At 69.8% G+C, this 19,602-nt stretch carries 16 protein-coding genes; 1 reads left to right on the top strand and 15 read right to left on the bottom strand.

Going from position 1 to position 19,602, the window contains the following annotated elements; genetic code table 11:
• Positions 1–24: 24 nt before the first annotated feature.
• The 10 genes from JAO81_RS29300 to JAO81_RS43475 form a co-directional block, all read right to left on the bottom strand.
• Entirely contained in the window at positions 25–1,278 is a 1,254-nt protein-coding gene (locus JAO81_RS29300) for a helix-turn-helix domain-containing protein (RefSeq protein WP_199550972.1), read from the bottom strand.
• Positions 1,279–1,895: 617 nt separating this feature from the next.
• Entirely contained in the window at positions 1,896–2,741 is an 846-nt protein-coding gene (locus JAO81_RS29295) for a 4'-phosphopantetheinyl transferase superfamily protein (protein WP_199550971.1), read from the bottom strand.
• Positions 2,738–4,285 carry a beta-ketoacyl synthase N-terminal-like domain-containing protein gene (locus tag JAO81_RS29290; RefSeq protein ID WP_199550970.1) on the bottom strand — a complete coding sequence of 516 codons (1,548 nt, stop codon included), beginning with the start codon at positions 4,283–4,285 and terminating at the stop codon, positions 2,738–2,740. The genes JAO81_RS29295 and JAO81_RS29290 overlap by 4 nt, the downstream gene beginning before the upstream one ends.
• Positions 4,286–4,298: 13 nt before the next feature.
• Entirely contained in the window at positions 4,299–4,958 is a 660-nt protein-coding gene (locus tag JAO81_RS29285) for a phosphopantetheine-binding protein (protein ID WP_199550969.1), read from the bottom strand.
• Positions 4,959–5,008: 50 nt separating this feature from the next.
• Positions 5,009–5,185 carry an acyl-CoA carboxylase epsilon subunit gene (locus JAO81_RS29280; protein ID WP_199550968.1) on the bottom strand — a complete coding sequence of 59 codons (177 nt, stop codon included), beginning with the start codon at positions 5,183–5,185 and terminating at the stop codon, positions 5,009–5,011.
• A 134-nt stretch (positions 5,186–5,319) separates the two neighbouring features.
• Entirely contained in the window at positions 5,320–6,162 is an 843-nt protein-coding gene (locus JAO81_RS43760) for a 4'-phosphopantetheinyl transferase superfamily protein (RefSeq protein ID WP_307813825.1), read from the bottom strand.
• A 94-nt stretch (positions 6,163–6,256) separates the two neighbouring features.
• Complete coding sequence (locus tag JAO81_RS42865) at positions 6,257–7,561, bottom strand: hypothetical protein (RefSeq protein ID WP_233416081.1); 1,305 nt, start codon at positions 7,559–7,561, stop codon at positions 6,257–6,259.
• A gap of 85 nt (positions 7,562–7,646) precedes the next feature.
• Positions 7,647–8,591, bottom strand: a complete 945-nt coding sequence (locus JAO81_RS29270) for an SRPBCC family protein (protein WP_199550967.1) — start codon at positions 8,589–8,591, stop codon at positions 7,647–7,649.
• Positions 8,592–8,837: 246 nt separating this feature from the next.
• On the bottom strand, positions 8,838–9,686 hold the full coding sequence (locus JAO81_RS29265; protein ID WP_199550966.1) for an AfsR/SARP family transcriptional regulator: 849 nt from the start codon (positions 9,684–9,686) through the stop codon (positions 8,838–8,840).
• A gap of 85 nt (positions 9,687–9,771) precedes the next feature.
• Complete coding sequence (locus JAO81_RS43475) at positions 9,772–9,900, bottom strand: hypothetical protein (RefSeq protein ID WP_267913074.1); 129 nt, start codon at positions 9,898–9,900, stop codon at positions 9,772–9,774.
• A 759-nt stretch (positions 9,901–10,659) separates the two neighbouring features.
• Here JAO81_RS43475 and JAO81_RS29260 point away from each other — a divergent pair.
• Positions 10,660–13,824, top strand: a complete 3,165-nt coding sequence (locus JAO81_RS29260) for a BTAD domain-containing putative transcriptional regulator (protein ID WP_199550965.1) — start codon at positions 10,660–10,662, stop codon at positions 13,822–13,824.
• Here JAO81_RS29260 and JAO81_RS29255 read toward each other — a convergent pair.
• The 5 genes from JAO81_RS29255 to JAO81_RS29235 form a co-directional block, all read right to left on the bottom strand.
• A complete protein-coding gene (locus tag JAO81_RS29255; protein ID WP_199550964.1) occupies positions 13,777–14,115 on the bottom strand; it encodes a hydroxyisourate hydrolase in 339 nt (112 codons plus the stop codon). The genes JAO81_RS29260 and JAO81_RS29255 overlap by 48 nt on opposite strands.
• A 401-nt stretch (positions 14,116–14,516) precedes the next feature.
• The gene (locus tag JAO81_RS29250) at positions 14,517–14,918 is read right to left on the bottom strand and encodes a DUF6009 family protein (RefSeq protein ID WP_199550963.1); all 402 of its coding nucleotides are present in this window, start codon (positions 14,916–14,918) and stop codon (positions 14,517–14,519) included.
• Entirely contained in the window at positions 14,915–16,438 is a 1,524-nt protein-coding gene (locus JAO81_RS29245) for a phage/plasmid primase, P4 family (protein WP_199550962.1), read from the bottom strand. Before JAO81_RS29245 ends, JAO81_RS29250 begins: the two co-directional genes overlap by 4 nt.
• Positions 16,435–17,535, bottom strand: a complete 1,101-nt coding sequence (locus JAO81_RS29240; protein WP_199550961.1) for a bifunctional DNA primase/polymerase — start codon at positions 17,533–17,535, stop codon at positions 16,435–16,437. The genes JAO81_RS29245 and JAO81_RS29240 overlap by 4 nt, the downstream gene beginning before the upstream one ends.
• A 478-nt stretch (positions 17,536–18,013) precedes the next feature.
• The gene (locus JAO81_RS29235; RefSeq protein ID WP_199550960.1) at positions 18,014–19,240 is read right to left on the bottom strand and encodes an AAA family ATPase; all 1,227 of its coding nucleotides are present in this window, start codon (positions 19,238–19,240) and stop codon (positions 18,014–18,016) included.
• Between the last annotated feature and the right edge of the window lie 362 nt (positions 19,241–19,602).

Below are 19,602 nucleotides of genomic sequence, written 5' to 3'. Positions count from 1 at the left end.
AGCGGCGGATCGTCGCGGGCCGGTTCAGGAGCTGCCGTGCGCCGCTGCGGCCTGCACCGCGTCCGCGGCATCCTGCTGCATCTCCGTGAGTGCCTTGGCCAGCAGACGCCAGATATGCGCGGCAAGGTCGAGATTCGCGTCGGCGTGCGCCTGCTCGGCAAGGGCACGCAATCCGTCCACTCCGCTCGGGTCCCCGCTGCGGATCCGAAGCTGGTTGCGGAAGATGTCGAGCCGGACCTGGTCGCGATGGCTCATCCGCAGCTGCTCCTGGGCGAGTTCGTCGAGGAGGGCGCCGGCATCGTCGTACCGGCTGGTGAGGAACGCGTACTCGACCTTGAGCGAGTTGAGCTGCTGGCGCAGACCGTCGGTGCCGACGAAGGCCAAGGCCTGCTCGGCACCGGTGATGCATGCCTGCACGGCCTGAGCGTCGGGCGGTGTCTGCACGACGAACGAGCGGCCGGCGGCGATCCGCAGGCGCAGCCAGAGCACCAGGTCCTCCTTGCTGGAGAACCCGTCGAGTGCCTGTTGCAGCAGACGTGCCGCGCCCGCGTCATCGCCCTGTCGCGCACGGATGGCGGCCGCGCCCCACAAGGATTCCGCCCAGAGTGAGTCCGTGCGGCCCTCGACCAGCGTGATGAGCTCGTCGGCGTTCGCCTGTGCCTCCGTCAGCCGCCCCGCTTCGCTTTGTGCCGACAGCAGCGCGAGCAACACCCCGGCCTGGTCGTCGACGCCCAGAGCGTGCTCCCTCGAGAGCTGATGGGCCGTCATCGCGAGTTCCAGGGAGTAGGGAATATCACCCAGGGCGCGCACACAACGCGAGAGCCGGCTCAGGCCCCGAACCCTCAGCGGTACGAGGCCCACCTGGTCCCCGAGCCGGAGCAGCTCTTCAAGGTGGACCCGCTCGGCCTCGAAGTCGACCTGCCGGCGGCAGTGTTCGGACAGAAGCCACTGGGCCTGCCAGCGCAGCACCGGTGACTCGTGCCCCTCCGCGGCCAGAGCGTCCCGCAGGGTGACAAGCGCGTCGTCGGCGCCCGTCGAGGCGGCGAGGGTGAGCGCATTGGCCAACGAACCGCCGGCGGGTTCCTCGAAGTCCGCCGGCAGGACCCCGAGTCGCTCAGCGAGATAGGCAACCGCCCGATCGGTCGGCTGGCGTGCCCCCGACTCCAGGCGGGAGAGATAACCCGTCGACATGCCGTCTCCGGCCAGCGCGGTCTGGGAGAGCCCTTGGGCGGCACGCATCTTCTTCAGGCGCTGACCGAACGCGGGTTGTCGAAGCATGGAGGCCTTTCGCCGGGTTCCCTCGTGTTCCTGGAGCAGGAACAGAAGCGGAATGCTCTGGCTGCCGGCGGGAAGGAGACCGGCGGGGTCACATCGAGGTTAGACAGGGCGGCAACTGCCAGGCAAACATTTGCCAGGACGCTGGCCTGCGCCTTTGCTCGCTCTCGTGTGTTTCTCATGCGGTCCTCACGAATTCTTCGAGTGTTCGTCCAGCGAGGACGGGCAGGATCTCCTCATTAGGTCGGGTTCTCCAATAATGAGTGACGAGGTGTGTCAATTGCCCCCTCTCTCCCGAGAATCAGAGTCGCCCATGAACGGACCGATTCCCTTTGCCACGCCCTGGGACAACGGCGAGAAGGCCATGGAAGCGCGGTGGGCTTCGCCCGGGGACGATGACCTCGACTGGCCGTGAGGGTATGAGCTGTTCGCGGCACGGGCGCCCTCGCCCTGGGAGGCGGTCGGACGTGGCCGCAGGGTCGGGCGGCCCGCCGGACAGGGAGGACGTGCGGTCCGCGTCCCTCAGGCGAGGCCACCCACCGTGAACGGGCAAAGGTCAGGGGCCGCACGGCTGCAGGCGGCCCCGGGAAATCAGGAAGGCCGCTGGGCTGAGGCGCGCGTCACCGTTGGAGCAGGCCCACCGGGTCCGGCAGCTTGACCGGGTGCGGAACCGCCCGCGCCCAGGGGAAACCGAGGTGGAGTTGCAGCTCAGGCGGGCGGGACGCGGCGGCCTCGTCCACGGGCAGGGCGATCGCGACCAGCACGTCGGGCGTCGGTTCCAGTTCGAGGAAGTGCCACCGCGGGAACGGGTCCTGAGCCGGTGGACGGAACGCCAGGACGCCGCGCTCGTCGGCCAAGGTGAAGGCGAACTCGTCGAAGGGCAGCCCGAGGCCGAGGCCACGCGCCTTGGAGTAGGCCTCCTTGAGCGTCCACAGCCTCAGCGCTCGCCGGTCGCGGGCTGGGCCCTGCCCGGCGCGCGCGATCCACTCCTGCTCCTCGGGGGCGAAGGTGGAGGTGATCGTTTCGATGGCCTGGGCGTCACGGTCGAGAACTTCCACGTCCACACCGATGCGGTGCCTGCGGACGATGCCGAGCAGGTTGTAACCGCTCGCGTGCGACAGGTTGAAGTCCAGGTGACCGCCGCCCCGGGGCAGTCCGCCGGGCATGGGCCGCAGGAAGGGGCGTCCGCGTGGGGAACGCCAGATGCCCAGTTCCGCCTCGACGAGCCCGGCCTCCAGAGCGAGCGCACGGCGAACGAGGTTGTGGGCGACGAGGTACTGGCGCCGGTCCCGTTCGAAGAGGAAGCGGTCCGCGGTCTGCTGTTCCTCCTCGTCGAGCCAGTGCTCGGCCAGTACGCCCGCAAGCTCCGGCGGCAGCTCGTCATTGGAGCAGAGCCACACCTTCACCGGCTCCGGCGGCGAGGCGGCCTCGGTGCGGTGCGCCCGCGGCGCTGTGGTCACGTTCATGCGCCGCAGCTCAGCGGCCGGCGCAGCATGGCGGTACCGGGCAGCACCAACAGCTTTTGCCCTGTGGGCTGTTCACCGCGGCTCACGTCGACGCCTTCCAGCCACAGCCGGGTGAGCGCCTCCAGGTGATGTCCTCGCCACAGGGCTGCCAGATAGGCACCGGTCTCCTCGAGCTCCTCGACGAGAGGGGGCCGGCCCGACTGCTCGCGAAGATCGGCGTGACGCACGGCGGGATCCTCGGCGCCCTCGGCGAAACGGTCCAGCAGGCGTGCGAGTTCGCCGCGGTGGCGTACGGTCACAGCTAGGCGGCAGGCCATGGCGGCGCGGCCGATGCGCAGGGCATGGGCGAGGGCGGCCAGCGCCGGGGGCGCGTCGGCCCGGTCGGTCAACCGACCTGCGAACAGCCGGGCGGTCTCCGCCAGATGCCGCGGGGTAGGCGCCGAGAGCAGGAACAGCTCGTCGCGGTCTTCGGCGTCCGGTTCGGTGGCGTATGTTTCGGGGCCCGTTGGCAGATGTTCTTCCAGGATCACGTAGCCGCTGGTCCCGCTCGCATCACGTGCCCGAAGGGCGGCGATCCTCGCGGGTTCGCTGCCCTGCGGGTCACGCCGGTGTGGCGGGGCGACGCCGTGGCCGTCGGGTCCGGGCGGTGGCGCGCCGGGGGTCAGCTGTCGGACGGTGCGCGCGAACGCCGAGAAGCCGAGGGCGGCTTGGGCGTCACCCGCTTCGCTTTCTTCCACGACGATATCGGTGGTCTCCAGGTCCGCGGCTGCCCGCGCCTGCGAGGCGAGGCGGGCGTCGGCGTGTGCCGGCCGCTCGCGCCCGGTGTGTCCGGCGGCGCTGGCGCGTATGACCGCGAGCACGGGGTCACCGGTGGTCAGTGCTGCCGTGATCGGCTTGACGAGGATGCTGCCCCCGCCGCCGTCGGTGTCGACCTCTGCGATCACGGCCGCGGCGCAGTCGCCGGCCCGCAGCGTGCGCAGGGCAAGGTGCAGGGCGCTCAGGAAGGAGGTCGCGCCGCTGTCCACGCTGTGGCTCGGCCCGCGCAGGTCGAGCAGTGCGGAGAGCCTCCCGGCCAGCGCGCCGCCGCCGACCGCGCCGGCGAGGTGAAGGCTCACGGCGCGAGGTGACCCGTGCGCGGTGGTGAGGCCATCGAGCCGGGCGCCGAGGTGTCCGGCCTTCTCCATCATCTGCCAGACCGTCTCCAGCAACAGGCGCTGCTGCGCGCCGAGTCGTGCGGCGTCCTCCCCGTCAAGGCCGAAGAACTCCGCATCGAACATGTCGAGGCCGTCGGCACTCGGAGCGCACGCGTGCAGGGCTGTGACGGCGTATCGGTCGACGCCCGAGTTGTCGATCGCCTCAGGTGCCGCGGACCGCTCGTGCAGGTTCCGCCCCACCGGAGTGGAAACCGCCGTGGACCCGGTGGAGTCGGCGGCCACCGGCTGAGGGGTCGGAACGTCGAGCGGTGTTCCGGTCAGCAGGGCCACGGCCTGATCCCTGGCCATCGTGCCGCCCTTGAACTGGGTCAGGATCTCCCTGGTGTCCATGCGTGTCCTCGGGTCAGGCGGGCCGGAATGCCAGCAGGGCCGCGGCTTCGTCGACGGTGAGCATGTCGGCGCGCACCGCGTCCAAGAGCGCGCCCACCTCGTCCTGGTTCATCTCAGGGCTGGCGAGGGCGTCCTCGGCGCGGACCGGAGCCGTTTGGGTCCCCGCTCCGTAGGCGACTGCGGTGATGTGGGCCGCCATGGTGGCCAGATCAGGGTGGTCGTACAGCGTGACGGGCCGTTCGGCCAAGCCGTAGGTGGCGTTGATCGCGGCCATGAACTCGGCCGCGCGGATGGAGTCCAGACCGAATGCGTGGAACGGGGCCTCGGGGTCGATCCGTTCCGCGTCGCAGCCCACAATGCCCGCGAGCCGATCGCGCAGCTCCTCGCGCACCTGAGCCGGGGACTGGTCTGCTGCTTGCGGCGCGGGTCGGCTCTGAGCCTGGACGTGGCGTGCGAGGGCGGCCGGGGTCGGGTGGTCGTAAAGGGCGTCGGCCGCCACTGCGATACCGAAGCGGGCGTTGAGCGCAGCCATCAGTTCAGCGGTATGGATGGAGTCCAGGCCCAGCGTCCGGAAGCTCTGTTGTGGATCGATCCGGTCGGGCGCTGTGCGCAGCACGGCGGCAAGCGCCTGGATCACGCCGGCAAGGCCATCGGTCAGCGGTACGCCGGTCATGGCTGCTGCCTCCTGGGTTATGGGATCGTGCGCTGGGACTGCTCGCCGTCTCATGCGCCCGAGGGACGCCACCAGCGCGGGGCGCGTGCCCCCGATGTGCGACGGATCGTGGACTCACCCCGTGCGCGCACAGCAAGCAACGCGACGGTGAGTGCGGCTAGTTCATCGGCATTCGCCTGGCCTCGTTCGACGCGTACGCCGAGCTCCGCCTCACTCGTGTCGGGCATGGTTCCTCCTCAAGCCTCCTGGACACGTTCCGCCACCACGCTCGACGGACGCTTTCGTCCCGCTGGAGTGCACCGCCCGGGCCACGGCCCACCCCTCGGACACACCCGGCGCCGCTCGCGTCCGGGCGCGCGGTTCAACTGCCTGATCGCCCAGGGAATGCGACAACCTGGCGAAGTGGCTCTTCTCGTCCGCGCCCTGCTGCGACAGCGTCCGGTGCCGGGGGCACCGGCGACGCGGCCGGCGGTCGGGTCTCCAACGGGGTGCGGCGGTGCGCCTGGCTCACCAGATACCGGCCGTGTACGACGTGGGTGGCGAACGACCAGTCGTCGACGAGGTCGGGATCCTCGTCCAGCACCGGGTGTCCGTCGGCGTCCCAGTGGAAGCCCACGGCGCTGAACCGGCGTCGCATGCCCTGCCCGAGGGCCTTGGTGTAGGCCTCCTTGAGAGTCCACAGGCGCAAGAGGCGTGCCATGCGCTCGCCGTCCGGCAGCGCGTCGAGCACGTTGGCCTCCCGCTCGGTGCAGACCTGGGGGCGCAGCAGGTCGTACGACATCTCTCGCGTGCTCAGCTCGGCGTCGACTCCCACCGGTCCGTTGCGGCTGACCGCGGCGACGATGAGTTCCTCGGTGTGGGCGAGGCTCAGCTGCAGTTCCTCGCCGAAACCGCGCAACGTGGGCCGCCCACTGGGCTGGTAGGCGATGTCGAGATCCCCGGGGGCGACCTCGAGGACGGCCGCGGCGGTGTGCTTGACGACCAGCCGCGAGACCGCGAAGACGAATCGGCTGGGCGGGGTGGGTACCTCCCGGTAGCGCGGCCAGTCCCGCCCGAGCAGGGTGCGCAGTTCTGGATCGAGGAGCGCGGCTGTGAGCCATTCGCCCCATGAGGTGTGCACCACGACGCGGCCGGTGGTCTGGGCGCGCTCGGCCACCTGGTCCCACGGATGCTGGGGCCCGGCCACATGAAGGGGTTCTGTCACGGTCCGGTGCACGGTCAACTCCCCGACCTTTCCTCTCAGGACCGCCCCTGGGCGTTCACTCGTGGTTGCCTTCTCGGTGTGCGGCCCTACGTGCTCACCACAGCAGCCGCGTTGCGTACAGGTCGCAGTCGACGCGCTGTTGTACGCGCTCCGCCAGTTCGGTCCAGACGGCAAGGCTCGCGTGGGCGGGAGAATCTGTGCTGACAGGCAGCGGCAGACCGAGCCGCCGGCCGATGCGGCGCAACGCGAGCAGCGCCCATTCGGGCCGGCCGAGGAAGCCCTCGCCCGATTGCGCGGCGGCACGGGCCACTCCGAGGACCGCACTGGCCTGCAGCACCAGGGCAAGCCGGTCGGCAAGGGCACGCGCCGGCGCACCGTCCGGGTCGGCGGTGGCTTCGGCCCGGAGCGCGCGGTGCACATGGCGCTGCTCGGTCGCAAGCCTGCGCCCCACCTGGGTGAGGTGGGTCGCCATCCCATCGCCGTCGTCAGTCCCGAAGCAGTGAGGGGCCGTGTCGGGCAGTACGGCCAGGAGTGCCTCGGTGCACCGTGTCGCACCGGCGCCAGGTGCCGGCCCCGCCAGGCGGAACAGTTCGGGCAACGCGGCCGGTTGTGCTCGCAGGGACGGCGCACGAACCAGCTGTTGTTGCGCCACAAGAGCGGCCCGCCCATCGACACCTGCCGTGCTCCGGTGTCCCTCCAACGCGGCGAGTACCCGGCGTTCGGTGCTGTCGGGTCCGAACTCGCTCTCCTGGAGGACCAGTTCGAGATCCGCCACCAAGTCACTGACCAGATGCGGTACGAGGTAGCCGGTCGCGGCTACGGGCAGCGCCCCGGCGTCATCCGCGGGAGCGAGCCCGCGCAGCGCGACCGTGGTCAGCGCCTCACAGGCAAGCAGGTCCGCAAAAACGGCTGCGAGAACGGGTAGCCACTGCCGCGCCGCCGGGTCATGCCGGGCCCGGCCGTCCACGATCGCGGCGGTGGTGTGCAGCACACCGCCGGTCGCCGCGAGCAGCGCCGCGGATCCCAGCAGACGGGCGAGCGCATGAGCCGGTTCGTGACGCAGCGGATGCAGCACCCACGCGTCGGCGAGGCCCAGATCGCGGCGGAGCAACGGCCGTAGTCCGCGCACGAATTGTGCCGCGTCCGGCCAGGCGGCCGACTTGTCCGTGATGCCCTCAGGGGCTGCTGTGCGAGGCGCGGTGCCCCTCATGCCCGCGGCGGCCGCGAGCGCGGCTGTGCCGTAGGGATTCGCGGGGTCTTCGGGGTTTCCGAGCAAGGCCTCCAGGCGTAGCGCACGCTGCGCCACGTCCACAGGAACGGGAACGGCGGCGTAGCCGCGCGCGCCGGCCGAGTGTCCGGGCCCGTCGGCAAGCGCTCCGGCCGGCGTGTGCTTCACCATCGGCCCTTCTCCTCGGCCCGTGGGGTGACCCGTGCCATGCACATCGCCCCCTCGGTCGCGTACGTTGTCCTGCCTGTCTTCACCGTCATCGCAGGCGGCTCAACTGACTCTCCGCACGCCACTTCGCAAGGCTGAGCGCTGCCCTGCCGTCGCGGCCGAACCACTCCCGCACATAGTGGCGGGCATCGACCAGGCGGGCGTCCGGGCCCAGGACATCCGCCACCGCCTGCGGCCGCAGCAGTACCTGATGCGTGGAGATCAGATTCACTCCGGACACCCCGGGTTCGATGGACCACTCACCGGTGTGGGCTGCGACGAGGTCCGGGGGCAGCGTCTCCTTGTAGACGATGCGCCCGGCGGCCGGAAAGCAGAGCCGTACGGTCTGCGCGGTGACCGACAGCCCGGTGTGCGCGGCACAGGTTTCCAGTACGGCGATCTGAACACCAGGCTGTTCCTCGCAGACCTCCGCGGCATCGATGTGCGGCAGGAGATCGGCCCAATCCTGGACGCGGTAGAGAAAGTCGTAGACGAGTTCGGGGGGACCGTCGATGCGGGTGGTGTCCTGGAAGGACAGCAAGATTTCGTCGAAGGCGTCCCACTGTTCGGCGATACGCCGGAGCCCGTCGAGGCGCAGCAACACATCAGTGTCGAGTTCGCCGGGTGTCTGGGTCGCGGACTCACAGCGCAGCGTCAGGCTCGAGCGCGCGGCGTCCTCGGGTACGACGCTCCAGGTTCCGGACGCCACCGCACCTGGCCAGGAGGTCCCGCCTGCCGCGAACTCCTCGTAGTCGACAGACCGGTCCTCGGGCCGCAGCACTCGCCTGACCCTTGTGGAGCGGATCCGGCCGGCGGCGAGTTCCCACACCCACAGGTCTTCCTGGGCGCCGTCGAACTCCATGCGTTCCACGTGCATGTATGAGGGCAGGAACAGGGGCCATCGCGGAGCGTCGGTCAACAGACCGAAGACCGCCGAGGCGGGGGCGGCTACTGAGACCGTGTGCTCGACGAAGTGTGCCGACCGCGACGACATGAGCGGGGCCTCCTCCCAGTCCGCGCAGATACGCCGAGCCTGAACGGCACACCTGGAGCGGTACTCGAGTCCGGGTGGAGGCAACCCGGTTCACGTTGCGCCTCGCGAAGCGGCCCCACCAGGACGTGTGTCACGGGTGGAGACCGCTTCTTCGGATCCTCAGGCGGGTTCTTCTTCGGTTTCTCAGGCGGGTTCTTCGGTTCCCCAGGCGGGTACTTCGGTTTCTCGGGCAGGCACGAGTGGTGCTCAGCCGGTCGGGGTCAGGCCGGGGCCGGCGCCCGCCCCGTGGAGGCGGGTCCCGCCCGAGGCGGCGGGGCCGCTGAGCGGGCCGGAGACGAGGATGGAGCGCTGCAACTTGACGAGTGCGGCCGAGGGTTCGAGGCCCAGGTCGCGCACGAGTGTCGTACGGAGCTGCTGGTAGGCGTTGAGCGCCTCGCCGCGGCGGCCGGAACGATGCAGGGCCACCATGAACTGTCCGTACAAGCTCTCGTGGGTGGGGTAACGACTGATGAGCACGGTCAGTTCGGCGAGGAGTTCGCGGTGCCGACCCAGCCGGAGGTCGGCGTCGATGCGCTGGTCGAGTGCGCAGAGCCGGCTCTCCTCCAACCGTTTGACCTGCGGCTTGAGGTGGGGTCCTGCCTGGATGTCAGCCAGGGCTTGTCCGGTCCACAGGGCCAGTGCCTCGCTCAGCCGCTTGGCCGCCTGCGGGTAGTCCTCCGCGTCCATCGCCCGGTACCCGGCGCCTGCGATCCGTTCGAAGTCCCGCACGTCGCTGCGTCCTTCGCCGGTGTTGAGCAGATAGCCACCGGGCACGGTCATCAGTACGTCCTTGGCGCTGCCCGGCCGCGTCTCATCACCCTGGCGCAGTGCCGTTTCGATCAGTTCACGCAACTGCAGGATGTACGTCTGCAGGGTGGGACGCGCACTGCGCGGGGGCTCGGTGCCCCAGAGTTCTTCGATCACGGTGGCAACCGGGACGACTTGGTCGGCGTTGAGCGCGAGCAGAGCAAGTACTTGTCGCGGTTTAGGGGCCGTGGGGGTGACCGAAACTCCCTGCTCCCGTACGGCCAGTCCACCGAGCACGTCGATGTCCACGCTGTCTTCCCGTCGTTTGTGGAGTGTTCGTCGAGCGCGCGGCCAGACGGCGCGCGGCTGGGCCCGGTGGGCCTGGTAAGACCCGTCAGCCCCAGGGGTTGTTCGGGTCGGGCTCGACGACAACGGGCTGCTCGCCATCGGTCGGTCCGGCGATCGTCACGGCCGGCGCCGCCGAGTCGGCAGTGGTGGCCAACTGCGAGGTCGTGCCTGTCACGACGGCAGCGAGGAAAAAGGCGCAAGAGGCACGAAGCAACCAGTTCTTCATCATGTGCGCTGGCTCCCGTTTCACGAAGTCCGCCCTGGTGGCGGCGCTTGAGGATGCCTAAAGGCTGGCAAGTCGCGCCATCGCGTCACGATCGACCAACCGCCCGTGACGATAGAGGAACGATAGAGGCCGCATCGGGCCATGCTCCGGGACGGTCCAGGCCTTCACCGACGCCCTGCCGTCCGGGAAAACTCCAGGTCGGAACGGGTTCCAGGGCGGGAGCGGCGCAGCATGTAACAGGCCACCGGTCAGTGAACACCGCAGACAGGTGGCCAAAATTGATCCGTGATAGCCGAAAATCGCCGATCCATAAGCGCGAGAACCCTGATACGGGCGCCTCTTTCTGGGCCACTCCACGCCGTATGCCGCCTTACGGAGAAACCGGGAAGAAGATCCCTCCGGGGTCTCCGCGGCATTTCATGAAGGCGTCCGCCCCCGGGCATCGGTCTCACGTCCCCCGGAGAATGGCACCTCGACGCGACCGGCGTTAAGGATTCGTCAAGACCGTTTGCCGGTCCCGGAACTCCCGAACAGCGGAACCGTGCCGCCCGTTCCGAGTTGGGGCGTCTCGCACCAGGAGTTCTTGCCGTCGGAGTACGGGAATTTGCGCCGCCCTCTGTTACATACAGGTGTGTGACGCGTTGACTGTCTCATCAGCGGATCTTTAGAGTTCATCGAGCGGCGCACGTTCCTTGGGGGGGAAACTACGTGGGGCAGCAGACCATGTCCGGGGGCGACAGCGAGTTCCGCTCATCGGGCGTCGCGTTCCGCATTCTCGGGCCCCTCGAGGCCAGCGTCGGTTCCACGCCGCTGCACCTCGGCGGCACGCGCCAGCGGACTGTGCTCGCCGCGCTTCTGCTCGACCCCAACCAAGTGGTGAGCACCGACCGGCTCATCCGCGCCATGTACGAGGAGAATCCGCCGCCGACGGCACGCGCCCAGCTCCAGATCAGTGTGTCGGGTCTGCGGCGCCAGTTCGTGGCCCACGGCGCCGATGACGTGATCCGCACCCGTCCCAGCGGATACCTGCTGCAGACCGACGAGGCGGGCCTCGACGCCCTGCGCTTCCACACGCTCGTCGACACAGCGCGCGAACTGCGGGACGCGCGGCAGAATCAGCAGGCGGCGTCCGCCTACCGTGAGGCGCTCGCACTGTGGCGCGGCGCCCCCCTGGAGGGCCTGCCGGGCGAGGTGGTCGAGTCCGGGGCGAGCCGGCTCACCGAGCAGCGCGTCACCGCCGCCGAGGAGCACATCCGCCTCAGACTCGCACTGGGTGAGCACGGCGTCCTGGTGAGCGAACTCTCCGACCTCATCGAGGAGTTCCCGCTGCGCGAGCGGTTGCGCGGCCAGCTCATGCTGGCCCTCTACCGCTCCGGGCGCCAGGCGGAGGCGCTCAGCGTCTACCGCGACACCCGACGACTCCTGCTCGACGAACTGGGCGTGGAACCCGACATCCGGCTCCGTGAACTCGAGCACTCGATTCTCACCACGGACCCCCGTCTCGACCACCCGGACAGCCGGCTTCCTCCCGCCGGCGACGGCGGGCCGACGGCTGCGGCGGACGTTCCGGAGATGCTGCCCGCAGCCCTCGCCGACTTCACCGGGCGCGAGAGCCTCGTCGCCCGCATCCGCGAACTGGTGGTGGCGCCCGGCGACAGGTCTCCGCTGGCAGTGCCCTTGGTCACCCTCGTCGGCAAGCCGGGCATCGGCAAGACGACCACCGCCATCCACGTGGGCCACCAGGTCGCCGCGGACTTCCCCGACGGCCGGCTCTACGCCGAACTGCACGGCACGACGTCCGCTCCCGTATCGCCCGCCCAGGTGCTGGAACGGTTCCTGCGCGCCCTCGGCGTCCAGGGCACGGCGATTCCCGAAGGCCTGGACGAACGGGCGGAGATGTACCGGGCGCTGCTCGCGCAGCGGCGGGTTCTCATCATCCTCGACAACGTCGCCGAAGAGAGCCAGATCAGACCCCTGCTGCCCGGCAGACCCACCTCCGCAGTGATCATGACCAGCCGTCGCCACATCGGCAGCCTCGCCGGCGCGGTGCGGGTCGACGTCACGACGTTCGCACCACAGGAGTCCGCGCATCTCCTCAGCCGCATGGCAGGGGCGGAGCGTGCCGCGGCGGAGCAGCACGCCACAACCGCTCTCGCCGAGCTGTGCGGACATCTTCCGCTCGCGCTGCGCATCGCCGGTGCCCGGCTGGCCGCCCGGCCGCACTGGGAGATCGCCGAACTGGTGGAACGGTTCGAGGACGAGACCCGAAGACTCGACGAGATCAAATACGCCGACGTCGGCATCCGGGCCGTCCTCAGTCTCGCGTGCGACGGCCTGAGCCAGGGGGGACGACGTCTGTTCCGGCGTCTGGCGCTCCTGGAGGAAGGGCCGTTCTCCCTGTGGGCGGCGATGGCGCTGCTCGACCAGCCCGAGGCCGTGGTGCGCGACCTGATCAACGAGCTGACCGACTCCCAACTGCTGGACGCCGCCGGCGCGACCACCGGGCGTGACCGGCAGTACCGACTGCACAGCCTCATCGTGCTCCTCGCCCGGGAGCAGCTGGTCGCCGAGGAAAGCACCCACGACCGGGAGACCGCTGTCCTGCGGGTACTGGGCTGCTTCCTCTTCCTTCTGGCGCGGGCCCGTGATCGCGAATACGGCCGGGACGCGCTGATCAAGAGCGATAACGTGTTCCTGTATCCGCTGCCCGACCCCTTGGTGAACCGGATCCTCACCGAGCCGTTGCAGTGGTTCGCCAGGGAACGCTCGTCACTGCCCGCCTACGTCCGGCGGGCCGGCATGATGGGATTCACCGAGCACTGCTGGGGGCTTGCCATGACCTCGGTGCTGTTCCTGGAGACGCAAGTGCGCCTGGACGACTGGCGCAGCACGCACGAGACAGCCCTCGCCGCGAGCCGGAAGGCGGGCGACCGGACCGGCGAGGCGGCCATGCTCCAGTCGTTGGGCTGGCTTGCCGTGACCCGGCAGCACTTCGCCCAGGCAGATGAACTTTTCCGCAGGGCCACGGCGCTGCTGGAGGAGATGAACAATCACCTCGGTATCGCCCAGACCGCGCGTGGGCTCGGCTTCTTGGCCCGGATCGATGGCCGTCTCGATCAGGCCACCGCGCACTACGAGGCCGCGTTGAAGATCCTGCGCGAGCGCGGCGAGACCGTCGACGTGGCCTATTGCCTGCACCACCTCGCGCAGATCCAGCTGACCAAGGGTGACGAGGCGGCGGCCGGCCGGCTGCTCGACGAGGCGCTGCGGCTGAGCCGGCAGGGCAACGGGCGGCGTGTCGAGGCCCAGGTGCTGCACCGGTTGGGCAAGACACATCTGGCGCGCGGTGATCTCGAGGCCGCGCTGGACGCGTTCGAGCAAGTCCTCCGCATCGTCCGCCTGATCGGCGATCACACCGGTGAGGCGTATGCGCTCCACGGCTTGGGCTCGGTGCTGCTGCTGCGCGGGGATGTGAAGGAGTCCGCGCAGGTGCTGCAGGAGGCCCTCGCGCGCGCGGAGGAGAACCATGAGCGGCTGATCATGGGTCACACCCTGGTGAGCCTCGGGGAGCTCTCGCTCGCCGCCGGGGACGCCCAGGAGGCAGTCGTCAGATCGCGGCGGGCGCTGGCGCTGTTCCGGCTGGTGAACATGCCGGACGAAGAGGCAAAAGCGCTCTGCCGGTTGTACGCGGCCCATCTCGCCGCCGCGGACACCGAGGCCGCCCAGCAGTGCCGCGCGGAGGCGCAGGCGCTGATCTCCTCGACGCCCCCGGAGGTCGCGGGACCCGTCCTCGACCGCCTGCGGGAGGCGGCGGGGCTGGTCCCATCAAGTGATGGTGAAGGCGGCGAAGTAATGGTGGAGCGAGAAGTTTAAGGTCACCCGGCAGCGCGCCGGTTCGCCGGAGATGCGGAACGTGGCGGTGACCTCGGGACAGGTGGGTGTCATGCCGAGCCCGGAGAAGTACCGGTCGACGTCGAACACGATCTGGTAGAGCCCTTGGCTCTTGCCATGGTCGTCCCAGTCGTCGATCCGGCCGTTCTCGTCCGTCTTGCGCGCATCGAGCACGACCCATTCCTGGTCGACGAGCGCCTCAAGTCTCGCGTGCAGGCCGACGGCGCCACGGCCGTGGACGCTCTCCAGCGTTTCTACGGTCAAGTTCACCATGACCAACCCTCTGCTCGAACACGGTCGGGGTCGAGCTGCCGTGACCTGGGTCAGAGGATCAGCACCCCTCTATATCTTGCCCCTAAAACGCTACGTTGCATTCACTCCACTGACAACCACACTTTTCTCCTCAACTGGCAATATACGCAAAGGAGTTGGGGAGATTTAATGGGATATCAGTGGATTCAAACGCAGCACTTTCCCTCTCGTCCGTTGCAACGAGCGAGAGGGAAAGCAACATCGCACGGGCATGCGACACGGATGCTTCTCTCCGCGCCATCATGGTCCCCTGCGGGCCTTGACTGGCGCTGGAGTTTGGGTTGAATACGCACAGCGCATATGCATCCCCGCGGGGTGCACCCGGTGCGGCAAGGAGCTGCCGACGGCCAGGACAGCGCACGTCACAGATCGGGAGACGGCGCGGCCTCCCGCCGGCGCGCAGCGTGCGCTCCGCCTTCCGACCGCGCGGTCTTGCGTCCCTTGCTGCCGGGCGACAGCGTGCCCGGGTCCACCGCTTCCGCCGGCGTCCCGGTGGTGTAGAGACCGTCGGGCACCGCGTCACGATCATGCGGCAGCAGCCAGAACACGCGGCGCCGGAACGTACCCGAGGTCCGCGAGGGCTTGGCCCCGGTGCCGAGCACCGCGTAGCCGACCATCCGGCCGTCGCGATGGTAGGTGGGGCGACCCCGGCGCGTCGGGAGCCGGTCCAGGCTCTGGCGTACGTAATCGAGCCCATGGATGTCCTCGAGCCAGACCAGCTCGACCTCGTGCACCAGTTCGTCGTCCGCGATGAGGGCGCTCACACGGTCTCCTCGTCGGCAGTCAGCGCGATACCCGGGTAGTACTTCCGCTGGTTGGAAAGGATCATCTGTTTCGGTGACTCCAGACCGAGTGTCTCTCGAACCCGGGCGGCGAAGGACCGCGATGAGACAGCCGGAGCGCCTTCCTTGTGGCACCAAGACCCGTAAGCCGCGTAGAGACCGGATTGTTCGGCCCGCAGGCCGTGATCCAGGCGGCACGACTCTGCGAAGAAGCGCCCGATGTGATCCTCCGTCTCGGCATAGGCGGTGGTGGCGATGCGCACCCGCTCGGGACCGTGCAGGTCCTTGTCGCCACTCAGGTACCGGCGTGCTCCCATGATCAACCAGTTGAGGATGCCGGGTCCTTCCTCGCTGACAAGAATGTCCGCCAGATTGTCGACCTTGTACTGGTCGGCGACGACGCGTTCGAACGGGATCAGCCGCATCCGGCGCCAGAACGCGAAGCCTCCGGTCCCGACTTCGGGCTGGTGGTTGCCGAGCAGCCAGAGCTTGTGGGTGGGCCGGAAGCTGAAGAAGTCCTGCCGCATGCGGCGTGCCTTGATGCGGTCGCCACCGGTCAGATGCTTGATGCGTGCTTCATCGAAACGGTCGCCGGGCCTGACCTCGCTGCACACGATGAGCCGGCGGCCGTGCAGTTCGGCGAGGTCGGTGGGGTGCCCTTCGTAGGAACGGGCCATCAGGAAACCCGGTGGCGCGGCGTCCGCGTAGTCCCCCACGAGTCGCATCACCACGTCCAGGAGCACGGACTTGCCGTTCTTGCCGGAGCCGAAGAGGAACGGCAGGACCTGCGCGCCGACGTCTCCGGTGATGGAGTACCCGAGCAGCAGCTGCAGGAAGCCGATCATCTCCACTCCTGCGGGGCCGTCGCCGAACGTATCGGTGAGAAACCGGTCCCAGCGGGGCACAGGGATCGCCTCGGGGGCCGCGGCGGTGCGACGGGAGTGGAAGTCCCGGTCGGGGTCCGGAGGGCGGACCAGTCCGGTGTGCAGGTCGACGATGCCTCCGGGAGTGCACAGCGCGTACGGATCGGCGTCCAGGAGCGCCGCGTTGAGCACCATGCCCGGGGCGGTCCTGGCCTGGGCCAGCATCGCGTTGATCCCGGCGGTGCTCAGGGCGCGGCGCCGGTGCTGCTGCAGAGCGGACGCGCTGTGGACTCCGCGCGGGTCGGTCGGGGCAATGGCCTCGGCCAGGTCACCGGCTGCCCACAGCACGGTGTCGTCCTCGTCGATCTGCCAGCAGGTGCCATCCCAACGACACCAGCCGAGCCCCGGGACGTGCCGGTAGTCCTTGGCGTAGAGGCTGACGAACAGTTTGGCGTTGCCGCGATCGGACAGGGAGTCGGGGAGCAGTCCGCGGGCGGTGGTGTCCGTCCCGCCGGGTGGGACGGCACGGCCTCCGTCCAACTGGCCCAGAACCGGCGCGGTTTGTACGCGCTGGGCAAGGATCTGGGCGGCGACCGCCTCCGCGTCGAAGTCGAAGAGCGCGCTCTCCTCGGACGTCATCCGCTGCCTCTGAGGACAAGGGGTTTGCGAGTGCCGGCCTGCAGGCCGCCGCGGATGATCGCAGCGTGACGTCGCCACTGGCCCGGACGAGCCGCCTCGGCAGCCCGGTTGAGCAGGTCCAGGACCTCCCCCATGTCCAAAAGCCCCGCAGCCACCAAACCACCCGCGGTGTAGGCGGCCCGGTTGAGCTTCTCGGAGAAGCTCGCCCCTTCGGGTACGGCGGCACAACCGTCCACCTCGGCCAGTACGGCGGCAAGAGCTGCCCGCGCCGGCGCGTGGCCGCCACCGGCCGCGGACACGGCGGCGCGGGCGCGCGGTGGCACCGGACGGGACGCTGCGGGAGTGTCCTGCGGCAGATGTCCCGTGCGCTCGAGTTCCCGGGCCAGCCAGCCCGGCAGCGGTGCCGGCCGGGTGACGGGGCCGACCATCTCGTAAGTACCCGCGCCCGTGACAGTTCCCGGGGCGACGACGTATCCCCCACAGGCCCGGATGTCGACCTGCCAGGCCAGTGAGCGCCCCGAACCCGATCCGGTGGAGCACTGCCAGCGGCGAGCGCGGGGCACTTGGTACCAGACGTGCAACCCTCCGGAGGGGGTGCGCACGCGCAACGTGGTGGTGTCCTCGGCGGGACTCTGCGCACCGCGCAGCGCGGCCAGCACCGCGAGGGTGTGAAATCCGTTGCTCAGTCCGGTGAGATCCACGCTGTCGGCAATGCCGATACCGGGCAACAGCCGCTCTCGTGCGGGGATTTCGCGTACGTGAGCATCGATGTCGACAACGAGCAGACCTGCCGCGCCGCAGGCGACCCCCACGCCCAGGCCCGGGTGCTCCCCCCACCAGCGGTCGATCCTCGCCGAGTCGAGCGTGGCCGCGTAAAATCCGTGGCACCACCGGCCGGCCGATGCGCAGCCGCATCCCCGGTGCGAGTGTCCGGGTCGCCGGCAGGCCGCACAGTTGCCCGAAGGCGTCTTGCGTCCCGGGGCCAGCGGATGCACCGGCCAGCCCTGCGCGGCACACCACCGCGCGATGGCGAGCGACGGCGGGTTGGCTGACCCGGGTATTGAGCAGCTGACAAAGTCACGCAGCTCAGCGGCCATTGGAACCCCCCATCAGCGACCGAAGCGACCCGGCGACGAAGCTAGCGCAGAGCGCGAGTTGTGGTGCCAGAGCCTTCCCGAGTCCCCGAGTGACGGCAATCCGGGCGCAGCGACCCGCGACGCAGCGGCAGCGACCCGGGCTCGCCGGTCGCCAGCCCGTCCGTTCACAGGGAAAGCGCAGCTCACAGGTGGTACTCCCGCAGAGCAGCGACTGAAGCGACTGAGCGTTGCCGTCTATGACGTCAGGACCTGATGCGAACCAGTGAATTGACGCCACATACCTGGAACTTGGGTCGCTTCAGTCGCTCAGCGGACACCGTGAAGCCTGTGACCTGGTGCTTTGCCCAGCTACTGAGGAGCGACCCAGGGCGTCCCAGGTAGCTGCGCGTCAGTCGCCGTCGCGCACGCAGTCCACCGCGCCACGAGCGCGGCTCAAGCCCTCCTCGGGCATGTCTGGTGTGCTTCGCGAGGCGGCGGCCTAGAGCGCCTCGGTCGACTCCAAGTCGCCTACCAGTACGTGCAGTTGACGAGAGGCCCGCTCCAGCGAGTCCGCCTGGTCGATGCGCCCTTGCGTGCGCAGGGTGGCCGCGGCCTCGGCAAGGTCGCGGGCCGTCTGCACGAGCAGCGACTGATCCGCGGCGTCCGCCGCCGGTCGCGCGCCATCGGCGATCAGCGCGAGCAACGGCGCGGCCACCACGGTGGCCGCGGCCTTGGCCGTATGCAGGGCGTGCGCCACCCGCAGCCGTAGCCGGTTCAGGTCCGGCCCTTCGCAGTCCGCCAGCGCCGCGGCCAGGACCGCCGGCTCCCGGCGGCCAAGTCCGTCGAGGAGACCGCAGGCACGCAGCGCGTCCAGGGCACCGACGACCACAGGCGCGCCGCCGTCGATCAGTTCGGCCAACAAGGGCGGTTCGACGGAGTGTCCGCCGAGGACGGCGAGGGTGTGGGCGGTCGCACGGGCGGCAGGACCGCTGTGGCGCAGCAGGTGGGCGACGCCCTGTACGAACGGCCCCCCGGGTACGGGATGGCAGGTATGGGCGTCTTCGGTCAACAGGGCCTGCAGCAGCAGCGGGTTGCCGCCGCTGAGCCGGTGCAGCCGTGCCGCCGCGCGCGGGGGGATACGGCCGGTCGCGGTGGCGTGCGCGGTCACGAAACGCTCGGTCTCCGCCGGGGCCAGCAGGGCGAGTTGCATCCGATGCACCTGAGGGCTGCGCAGGGTGTCCGCAGGAAGCAGGGCGCGCCACCGGTCGTCAAAGGCCGCCGTGGCTGCCACCACAGTGACCGGGGCCGGCTGCACGCTCCGCAGCACATACTGCAGGGCCTGCAGGGACTGCACGTCGGCGTGATGCACATCGTCCACGCACAGCGTCACGCTCCCGCGGCGGCCGAGGTCACGCAGCGGGGCGCACAGGGCGGCGCCGGTGTCCGTGGCGGAGCGGTCTTCGGTGGTGAGCAGACCGGACAAGGCCGGCTCGGAGCTGCTGGCGAGGAGCCGGTTCAGCATGCCGAAGGGACGCTGCCGCTCGCCGGCGGCCGCGGTCAAAACGGTGCCTGTCACGGCAGCCTGTTGCGCGACCTTCGCCAGCAGTGCGGTCTTGCCGAGCCCCGGCGCGCCTTCGATCAGCACGGCCACGGACCGGCCCGGAACGCACGCGGCAAGCACCGCCTCCTGTACGGCAGCCGCGTATGCCTCGTCCCCCTGCGCCATCCCGCGCCTCCTTCGCCCTGCTCGCTGTCGTCCCGCGCTTGTCCTGCCAGCATGGGAAACGCGGCTCTACCGGCGCTGGAGCACAAGTCGACCCGGCCCTCGTCAAGTCGGACTGTGGCGTCGCTCGGGCGCAGTTCGTCACGCTGAGCACTGCAGCATCCGCTCCACGACCCGGTCGGATGCCCCCTTGTGCGGCCCGCCCGGCTCCCCCTTCCAGGCGGGCCGCCTCCGCGCGTCCGCACCACCTGACCGTGACGCATTCCCTCGACGCTCCACGGACGCACCGGGTCACCGGGTCACCGGGTCACCGGGTCACCGGGTCACCGGAGGGATCATCACCCCGGAGTTCGGCCGACCACGCC

Origin of the sequence: Streptomyces sp. N35, from assembly GCF_016464295.1 — a bacterium.
GTDB lineage: Bacteria > Actinomycetota > Actinomycetes > Streptomycetales > Streptomycetaceae > Streptomyces.
The sequence above is the reverse complement of the archived record's forward strand: the minus strand, read 5'-3'. Positions and strand labels throughout refer to the sequence as shown.

Excerpts from the sequence above, each read along its gene's own strand:
- JAO81_RS29285 (WP_199550969.1), bottom strand. The coding sequence starts at position 4,958 with ATGACCGGCGTACCGCTGACCGATGGCCTTGCCGGCGTGATCCAGGCG.
- JAO81_RS29235 (WP_199550960.1), bottom strand. The coding sequence starts at position 19,240 with ATGGCGCAGGGGGACGAGGCATACGCGGCTGCCGTACAGGAGGCGGTG.
- JAO81_RS29240 (WP_199550961.1), bottom strand. The coding sequence starts at position 17,535 with ATGGCCGCTGAGCTGCGTGACTTTGTCAGCTGCTCAATACCCGGGTCA.
- JAO81_RS29295 (WP_199550971.1), bottom strand. The coding sequence starts at position 2,741 with ATGAACGTGACCACAGCGCCGCGGGCGCACCGCACCGAGGCCGCCTCG.
- JAO81_RS29255 (WP_199550964.1), bottom strand. The coding sequence starts at position 14,115 with ATGGTGAACTTGACCGTAGAAACGCTGGAGAGCGTCCACGGCCGTGGC.
- JAO81_RS29290 (WP_199550970.1), bottom strand. The coding sequence starts at position 4,285 with ATGGACACCAGGGAGATCCTGACCCAGTTCAAGGGCGGCACGATGGCC.
- JAO81_RS29270 (WP_199550967.1), bottom strand. The coding sequence starts at position 8,591 with ATGTCGTCGCGGTCGGCACACTTCGTCGAGCACACGGTCTCAGTAGCC.
- JAO81_RS42865 (WP_233416081.1), bottom strand. The coding sequence starts at position 7,561 with ATGGTGAAGCACACGCCGGCCGGAGCGCTTGCCGACGGGCCCGGACAC.
- JAO81_RS29300 (WP_199550972.1), bottom strand. The coding sequence starts at position 1,278 with ATGCTTCGACAACCCGCGTTCGGTCAGCGCCTGAAGAAGATGCGTGCC.
- JAO81_RS29280 (WP_199550968.1), bottom strand. The coding sequence starts at position 5,185 with ATGCCCGACACGAGTGAGGCGGAGCTCGGCGTACGCGTCGAACGAGGC.
- JAO81_RS29245 (WP_199550962.1), bottom strand. The coding sequence starts at position 16,438 with ATGACGTCCGAGGAGAGCGCGCTCTTCGACTTCGACGCGGAGGCGGTC.